Annotated in this window: 7 protein-coding genes and 1 pseudogene; 5 read left to right on the forward strand and 3 right to left on the reverse strand. The window is 48.3% G+C overall.

From position 1 onward, the window contains the following. The 5 genes from pssA to EAO33_RS06910 are packed head-to-tail and all read left to right on the forward strand — an operon-like array spanning position 1 to position 6,265. Entirely contained in the window at positions 1–702 is a 702-nt protein-coding gene (pssA, locus tag EAO33_RS06890) for a CDP-diacylglycerol--serine O-phosphatidyltransferase (protein WP_407920473.1), read from the forward strand. Further along, the gene (locus tag EAO33_RS06895) at positions 702–3,062 is read left to right on the forward strand and encodes a copper-translocating P-type ATPase (protein WP_162982230.1); all 2,361 of its coding nucleotides are present in this window, start codon (positions 702–704) and stop codon (positions 3,060–3,062) included. Before pssA ends, EAO33_RS06895 begins: the two co-directional genes overlap by 1 nt. A gap of 3 nt (positions 3,063–3,065) precedes the next feature. Next, a complete protein-coding gene (locus EAO33_RS06900) occupies positions 3,066–4,706 on the forward strand; it encodes an ABC transporter ATP-binding protein (RefSeq protein ID WP_120946031.1) in 1,641 nt (546 codons plus the stop codon). Between the two features lie 18 nt (positions 4,707–4,724). Continuing rightward, a complete protein-coding gene (locus EAO33_RS06905; protein WP_120946032.1) occupies positions 4,725–5,354 on the forward strand; it encodes a hypothetical protein in 630 nt (209 codons plus the stop codon). Between the two features lie 2 nt (positions 5,355–5,356). After that, the gene (locus EAO33_RS06910; RefSeq protein ID WP_120946033.1) at positions 5,357–6,265 is read left to right on the forward strand and encodes a PDC sensor domain-containing protein; all 909 of its coding nucleotides are present in this window, start codon (positions 5,357–5,359) and stop codon (positions 6,263–6,265) included. A 145-nt stretch (positions 6,266–6,410) separates the two neighbouring features. Here the strand turns inward: EAO33_RS06910 and EAO33_RS09100 are convergent, their stop codons facing one another. From EAO33_RS09100 to EAO33_RS06920, 3 genes and pseudogenes are all read right to left on the reverse strand, one after another. Next, complete coding sequence (locus tag EAO33_RS09100; RefSeq protein WP_162982231.1) at positions 6,411–6,578, reverse strand: hypothetical protein; 168 nt, start codon at positions 6,576–6,578, stop codon at positions 6,411–6,413. 11 nt (positions 6,579–6,589) lie between these two features. Further along, positions 6,590–6,856: a hypothetical protein gene (locus EAO33_RS06915; protein WP_205589529.1), complete on the reverse strand. Its 267-nt coding sequence runs from the start codon at positions 6,854–6,856 to the stop codon at positions 6,590–6,592. A gap of 173 nt (positions 6,857–7,029) precedes the next feature. Further along, positions 7,030–7,619, reverse strand: a pseudogene (locus EAO33_RS06920) (anion permease); the annotation flags it as partial. Positions 7,620–7,716: the final 97 nt, after the last annotated feature.

A 7,716-nucleotide genomic window follows, 5' to 3' on the forward strand; every position in this document is an offset into this window, starting at 1 on the left:
ATGAAACCTCTGTATCTTTTCCCCAATCTTTTCACTGCTAGCAGCATTTTTTTAGGGATGATGGGGGTTTTTTACGCGGCTAGGGGGAGTTTTGTGCTGGCGTGTTGGTTTGTGGTGGTGTGCTTGGTGCTAGATGGGCTAGATGGGCGTGTAGCGCGCTTGACCAACACCACGAGCAAGTTTGGGCTAGAGTTTGACTCTTTAGCCGATGTGATCGCCTTTGGAGCTACCCCTAGTATTATCGCCTACTTTTATATCGGGCAAGCTTATGGGCGTTGGGGCATGGCAGTTTGTGCGCTCTTTGTGATCTTTGGGGCGATTCGCTTGGCGCGTTTTAATGTAACCACCCAAACCACCGACCCCTATTCCTTTATTGGTATCCCCATTCCCACGGGCGCGGTTTTGGTGGTGCTCGTGATTTTACTCGATCACAAATACGGCTTATTCAAGGTCGAGCATGGCTATTTGATGCTAGCCTACATTGTATTTTTAGGGGTGATGATGGTGAGTAATATCCGCTACCCCAACTTTAAGAAAGTGCGCTGGAATCTAAAACTCTTTGTGCTCTTATTGCTTTTCTTGTTGCTCATGTTTATCAAACCCCTTGAGGTGTTGAGTGGCTTTATGTTTTCCTATCTGTGCTACGGCATTGTGCGCTGGCTCTTTGTGATGGGCAAAATCTTGTTCAAACGGAAAAGTTAATGCAACAGGTGCGTTTTTACATTGAAGGCATGACCTGTAACGCATGTTCAAGTGGGATTGAACGCGCCCTAGAGCGCAAGAGTTTTATCCAAGAGGTGCGCGTGGATTTGCTCTCTAAAAGCGCGGTGGTGGTCTTTGATAGCACCCATGCTAGCTTGGAGGATATTTTTCAGATCATCACCAAGCTAGGCTACAGCCCTAAAGAGAGTCTAACCCCCCCAAAAACCCAAAAATCCCCTTTATGGATCGCCATTAGCGCGACTGTGGGCGTGCTCTATCTCTCTATGTTGGGCGCGCATTTGCCTATTTTGCTCCCCGATATTTTGCGTGAACCCTTCATTAGTGGCTTCCTACAAGCCTTACTCACTCTTGTGGTGATGCGCGCGCTCAAGGGTTTTTACACCAAGGGGTTTAAAGCCCTATGGGAGCGTCAGCCCAATATGGATAGCTTGATCGCGCTAGGTACCAGTAGCGCGTTTCTCTACAGCCTCTTTTTATTGGGCAAAGCCTTTCAGGGCGCGCACACGGGGTATTACTTTGAGAGCGCGTGTGTGATCTTGGTGTTTGTCATGCTGGGTAAACGCTTGGAGAGCGCTTCTAAACAAAAGGCACTAGACGCGATGGAGGGGTTACTAGGCAAACAACCCCAGAGCGCATTGAGGGTAGAGGAGGAGGGTATAGTGGAGGTGTTAATCGAGCGCGTGCAGGTGGGTGATGTCTTGCAGATTGTGCCTGGAAGCGTGATCCCAGTAGATGGCGTGGTGGTGGAGGGGGAGAGCGAAATTGATGAATCCATGCTCACCGGGGAGAGTGTGCCCGTTTATAAGACCAAGGGGGCATTAGTGTTTTCAGGCACGCTAAACACCACGGGCACTTTTTGCCTAAAAGCCATGCACACCAGCGCGCAGAGCGCGTTACAAAAGATAGCCCAGCAAGTGCGCAACGCACAAGGCTCTAAGGCACAAATCGCGCGCCTAGCAGACAAAGTGGCTGGGGTGTTTGTGCCCGCTGTGATTGGGATTGCTAGTTGTGCCTTTTTGGTGTGGCTGGTTTTGGGGGATTTTGCACGCGCCCTAGAGGTGTTTATTAGCGTGCTGGTGATCTCTTGTCCTTGCGCGTTGGGATTAGCAACGCCCATGTCCTTGTTGGTGGCGCATAAAGAGGCGAGTCATTTAGGCTTGTTTTTCAAAGACGCGCAGGCGTTGGAAAAAGCGCGCTTGGTGAGTTATGTTGTCTTTGACAAAACAGGCACGATCACCCTAGGGCAACCCCAAGTGCAACACATCCTAGCCATCCCTGAGATCGCGCCCCAAGAAGTGTTGATCTTAGGGGCGAGCGTGGAGGCTTTGAGCGAACATGTGCTAGCCCAAGGCATTGTGGCTTACGCTAAGGATCAAGATGTGGTGTTAAAAGAAGCCACGCAGGGACGCGCGTTCTTGGGGCGGGGGATGCGCGCATGCATAGAGGGGGCGATCATCAAAGTGGGGAGTTTGGAGTTTTTTAATACCCCCAGCCCTTTTGTGCAAAGTTTACCCGGGACTTGGGTGTTTGTGGGCATAGAGGGGCGAGTTGATCACATCTTGGGCGCGTTTGTCTTGCAAGATCGACTCAAAGCCCATGCTAAAGAGGATTTGGAGCGTCTGAAGACTTTAGGGCTTAAGAGCATGCTCCTTAGTGGCGACACACAAGAAAATGTGCAAGCCTTAGAGATTCCCCTAGACGCGCGCATCGGGCAAGCTAGCCCTGAGATCAAACTAGCCAAGATCGAAGAACTCAAAGCGCAAGATGAGATCGTGATGATGGTGGGCGATGGCTTGAATGATGCGCCTTGTTTGGCGCGTAGCGATGTGGGTTTAGTGATGGCTAGCGGGAGTGATGCCAGCCTAGAAGTGGCTGACATCGTGAGTTTTAATAATGAAATTGTGGCGGTGGAGAACGCCATTAGATTGAGTCAAGCCACAATCAAAAACATCAAGCAAAATCTCTTTTGGGCTTTTGGCTACAACGCCATCGCCATCCCTCTAGCCTGTGGGGTGGCTTTTAAGGCAGGGATCATGCTAAGTCCCATGCTGGCTAGTTTGGCGATGAGTTTGAGTAGCCTTAGCGTGGTGCTCAACGCCCAAAGACTTAAAAAAGTCCATCTTAAAATCAAGCGCGCCATGGAAGTTAAATTAGTAGTCCCAGAGATCACATGCGATCACTGCGTGGATAAAATCGAACGCTTTGTAGGCGAGATTGAGGGAGTCAAGCACATTGATGTCAATGTCGCTACTAAACAAGTGCGTGTAGAATTTGAGCCCCCCGCCAGCCAAGAGGCTATTGGCGAGGCGATCTTAGATGCGGGCTACACGCTAGGCTAGGGTTTGAAACTCTTTTTTAGGCGTTTTGCTCCCTATTTAAGAGGGCATTACGGGCATTTTGCGCTGGTGTTGATCGCCTCTTTGGTGGTGGCTGCTAGCACGGCTTGGGGGACTTATTTGGTCAAGCCGACTCTAGATGACATCTTCATTAAAAAAGACACCCACATGCTCACCATTTTGCCCTTTTTGGTGATCTTAGCCTATTTGGGCAAGAGTGGGGGGATTTATATCCAAACCTATTTCACTAACTACATCGGGTTAGACATCATCAAGCGGTTGCGCCAGCGCATGCTAGAACGCCTACTAGAAATGGAGCTAGGTTTTTTTAACCGCACCAAAAAGGGCGAGCTCATCGCGCGGATCACCAATGACATCGCGCTTGTGCGCGCTAGTTTGTCCAATTACCTAGCCGAATCCATACGCGAGGGTTTAACCATCATCGGGCTCATTGGGGTTGTGATCTACCAAAGTCCTAAACTAGCTTTTTGGTTGCTTTTTTTACTCTTAGCAGCCATCCCTTTGAGCAAGATCATCAAAAAAGTCAAAAAACTTTCCAAAGAAAACCAAGAAACTAACGCGCGCATGACCGCCAGATTGTCCGAGATTTTCCATAGTGTAGAGGTGATCAAGACCTCCAATGGGGAGGCTCTAGAATTGCGCGCTTTCCAAAAAGAAAACGACGCTTTTTTTCATGTTAGTTTGAAGAGCATCAAATACGCCGAAATTTCTTCGCCTTTCATGGAGTTTTTGGGTTCTTTGCTCATCGCTTTAGTGATCTATTCGGGAGGCAGGGAAGTGATCGCTGGGGACATGAGCGTGGGAGCGTTTTTCTCTTTCATCACGGCGTTATTCATGCTATATACGCCCTTAAAACGCTTGGTGCGTATCCTAGCGAGTTTTCAAGAGGCTTTAGTAGCTGGGGAGCGTATCCATGAAGTGCTAGAGAGGGTTAGCCCCCTAACAGATGGCACGCAGATACTGGACAAACCCATCGAGCGCATCACCTTTAAGCATGTCCATCTCACCTATGGTACACAGGGCGCGCCTTTTGCCCTGCAAGATATTTGTCTAGAGTGGCACAAAGATCAAATCATCGCCCTAAAGGGCAAGAGTGGGAGTGGCAAAAGCTCTCTAGTCAATCTCATTTTACGCCTTTATGAACCCAGCAGCGGGGACATTGAGATCAATGGCATGCCTATTGCCTCTTTGCAACAAAAGAGTTTGCGCGATCAAATTGGCATTGTTACCCAAAAGGTGTTTATTTTTAGCGGGAGTGTAGCTGAGAATGTCGCCTATGGGTTAGAGATCGATGCGCAAGCCGTGCTAGATTGTTTACAACGCGCCCAAGCGCTGGACTTCGTGCAAGCCATGGGGGGTTTGCAGGCGCAATTAGAAGAATTTGGAGCGAATTTAAGCGGGGGGCAACGCCAGCGAATCGCCATCGCGCGCGCGCTCTACCGTAACGCTAGCGTGCTGATCTTTGATGAAGCCACCTCAGCCCTAGATAGCCACACCCAAGCAGGCATTTACCAAACTATCGCAGAACTTAGAGAAAATCGCATCGTAGTTGTGATCGCGCACAACCAAGAGAGTTTAAAAATTGCCAGCCAAATTTGCGCCCTAGATCAGGGCAGGTTAAAATAACGCGTCTTAGGAGAGTGCATGCGTTTTGTTATAGGTCTGCTATTAGCCCTGCTGGGTATGGGGTGCACGCATGGGGTTTTTAGCCGCCCTACTTTAACTCTGCACTATAAAAGCCCCCTAGCCCAGGTCCCCCCCAAGGCGCATTTGCTCTTGCAAGCCCCCCAAGTTAGCTTTTTGCAAGATTTCATACCCCCCTACTACCAACACCAATACACCAAAGCCTTGCAAAAAGACATCCCCGCTTTATTAGCCCACTTGGGTTACACCCAAGCACCTAACGCCCCTAAAGCGCACCTGAAGGTTAGTGTGCGCCTAGCCTTTAAATCCACTCCTCCCACTCTCAAAGAAACAAAAGCCATGCTCAAGGCTAGCGGGAATGAATATGTTGATCCGGTGCGGGTTTTGCGCATGCTACACGCCCAAAGCACTGTAGCACTAGAGTGCGCGCAAGCTTTTCCATGCGGGCTAAAGGCGCGTATAGAGGTGCTAGAACCCGTGTGGCGGGCTAACCCTTTAGATAGCGATCCTAACACCCATCCTAGCGATGAGATGCGCTATAATGACGCGCTCATAGAAACGCTCAACAAGCTTTACCAAAAGAGCTTACAAACCTTAGAAACCCAGATCCACAACCCCAAAAAAGAGTAGCCATGCTATCTAAAGACATCAGCGAATACATCAAAGTCAAAAACGAGCTCTATGCCTATGTTTCCTATCTTTTAACCCAAAATATTAAAAATTATCTCAAAACCCCCACACTTCGATACATTCGAATCGCGATGGCGCGTATCAAACAAGAGGTGCGTATTAAAGAAGATCTCTTTATCTTGGATGCCAATGGGAATTTAATAGACGAAAAGGGGGTGGTGAAAAGCACTTTTGGGCAAAACTCCCCCGAACACGACTGCTTCCATGAAGCCATCGTAGAGGGGCGTTGTATCTTAACCAACCCCTACCCCACCCACCACAACCGCAGTTTGGTGGTTACAGCCGCCTACCCCATCTACAACAGCCAAAACGAACTCTTTTGTGTGGTGTGCATGCATATCCCTATTAAGGTGGCAATCGCCTTAAGCTCCTCTTCCAAGCATTATAAGCTCTTTGCAGAGGGTAGTGTGGTGATGTATTTTTCCATTTCTTTCATGCTGGGCTTGGTCGCCCTATTGCTCTTTGTTAAAAGCATTTCTACCCTCTATGACGCGCTCATCCACTTTAATAATTTTGATGTCAAAGAAGTCTTCCACCCCATTGTCTTGCTCACTTTAGCTTTAGCCACCATTGATTTAGTCAAGGTGATCTTTGAAGAAGAAGTTTTGGGGAAAAATAGCGGAGATAACCACCATGCTATCCACCGCACCATGATTCGTTTTCTAGGCTCGATCATCATCGCCCTAGCCATTGAAGCCTTAATGCTAGTGCTCAAGTTTAGTATTAGCGAACCTAGTAAACTTCTCTATGCTGTCTATTTAACTGGGGGGGTGTCTCTCTTGCTCATCAGTCTAGCCATTTATGTCAAATTCGCCTACGGGGCGGCTAATAAATCCAACAATAAAGGCTAGAGCGTGCCATTTTTGAAAATAGCTTTTAAAGATCAAAACCCGGGTGTGGATAGCCCGCTAGGAGAATACGCGGATCATCCCGTTTTGATCAGACTCTCCTAAACTTTTTCATCCATAAGGCGCGCTCTCAAGCTACAAGGCTCTATTATTCGCTTTCCTCTTTTTTCTCATTGCTACTACAAGCTTTGTAAATTCCATAGGCAGCTGCTGCAACGGCGATCGTTGTTCCTATCACACTGCCCGTGCTTGGCTTGCCAATGGGCAAATCTGCAGGCGTGATACAATCAGACTTTCCATTTTGCATAATAGGCATGTCAGACCTCCCTATTCTTCATCATCACTACTACAGGCTTTATAGATGCCATAAGCGGCGGCTGCACCAAGCACGGGGGCGGCAGCTACCACGCCCAAACCAGCAGCCATACCTCCACCTACAACCGAGCCCACGGCTGCTAGACCGCTTGTGATCCCCGTTGCGCCTAGCCCAGCAACAGTCCCACTAGCTGCTACCGCACCCACAGCTCCAGCTGCTCCAGCTGCTGCACCTGTCCCAGCAACCAACGCGCTATTGTCGCTTTTATTTTCTGCCATGCTAACCTCCATTTGGTTTTTAGTTTTTAAAGGCATGCAAAGAATACTTAAAGAATACTTAAAGAATACTTAAAGAATACTTAAAGAATACTTAAAGAATACTTAAAGAATACTTAAAGAATACTTAAAGAATACTCGCCAGCATACGCTGGCGATTAAATAATGCGCCACGCTTAAAACCAGCGGTGCGCTACCAACTCCACCCACGGCACACACAGCACCAAGAGAGCCGTTAAATTCAACAATCCAAAGACAAATCCTAGCTTCCAAAATTGTGCGCCTTGGATATAGTGGCTACCATACCACACTAAAGAGGGTCCCGTGCCATAGGGGGTTAAAATGCCCATCAGTCCTAAGCTCAACATTAAAAATAGGGCTAGTTCTTGCACATTGATCCCAGAGATGCCAGCCCCCATGCTAATAAACAGGCTTCTTTAGAGCCTTTGAGCGTGGGCTTACAGAGGTAGTAAGCCAAATAAGGGGTGAGCAAAAAGAGCACCATCCCTGCGGGCAAAAAGGCTAAAAACCAGCCCAACCAAGAGATTTCAGGCACATTGCTTTTTAATGCCGTTTCCATCGCTAGCAAGTTGGGGGCTAGCGCGGTGAAAAACATAGAAGAGGTGATACAGGTGGTGGCAATCCCTACCCATATCAAATAAGCGCCCAGCTTTTGGGGTTCTTTGTCTGGCAAACTCCCCACTAAGGGGGGGATATTAGCCACAATGGGATAAACAATCCCCCCAGAGCGCGCCGAGTTGGAGGGGCAACCAACAGCAACTTAAACCCTATAAAATTCTATAATTCTCTATAAAAAATTTATATATTCTTAAGTTTGTTCATGCTAGCATGTTGTCATGAAC

This window comes from Helicobacter labacensis (assembly GCF_003660285.1).
In the GTDB taxonomy this organism is placed as follows: domain Bacteria; phylum Campylobacterota; class Campylobacteria; order Campylobacterales; family Helicobacteraceae; genus Helicobacter; species Helicobacter labacensis.

Excerpts from the sequence above, each read along its gene's own strand:
- pssA (WP_407920473.1), top strand. The coding sequence starts at position 1 with ATGAAACCTCTGTATCTTTTCCCCAATCTTTTCACTGCTAGCAGCATT.
- EAO33_RS09100 (WP_162982231.1), bottom strand. The coding sequence starts at position 6,578 with ATGCCTATTATGCAAAATGGAAAGTCTGATTGTATCACGCCTGCAGAT.
- EAO33_RS06895 (WP_162982230.1), top strand. The coding sequence starts at position 702 with ATGCAACAGGTGCGTTTTTACATTGAAGGCATGACCTGTAACGCATGT.
- EAO33_RS06910 (WP_120946033.1), top strand. The coding sequence starts at position 5,357 with ATGCTATCTAAAGACATCAGCGAATACATCAAAGTCAAAAACGAGCTC.
- EAO33_RS06905 (WP_120946032.1), top strand. The coding sequence starts at position 4,725 with ATGCGTTTTGTTATAGGTCTGCTATTAGCCCTGCTGGGTATGGGGTGC.
- EAO33_RS06915 (WP_205589529.1), bottom strand. The coding sequence starts at position 6,856 with ATGGCAGAAAATAAAAGCGACAATAGCGCGTTGGTTGCTGGGACAGGT.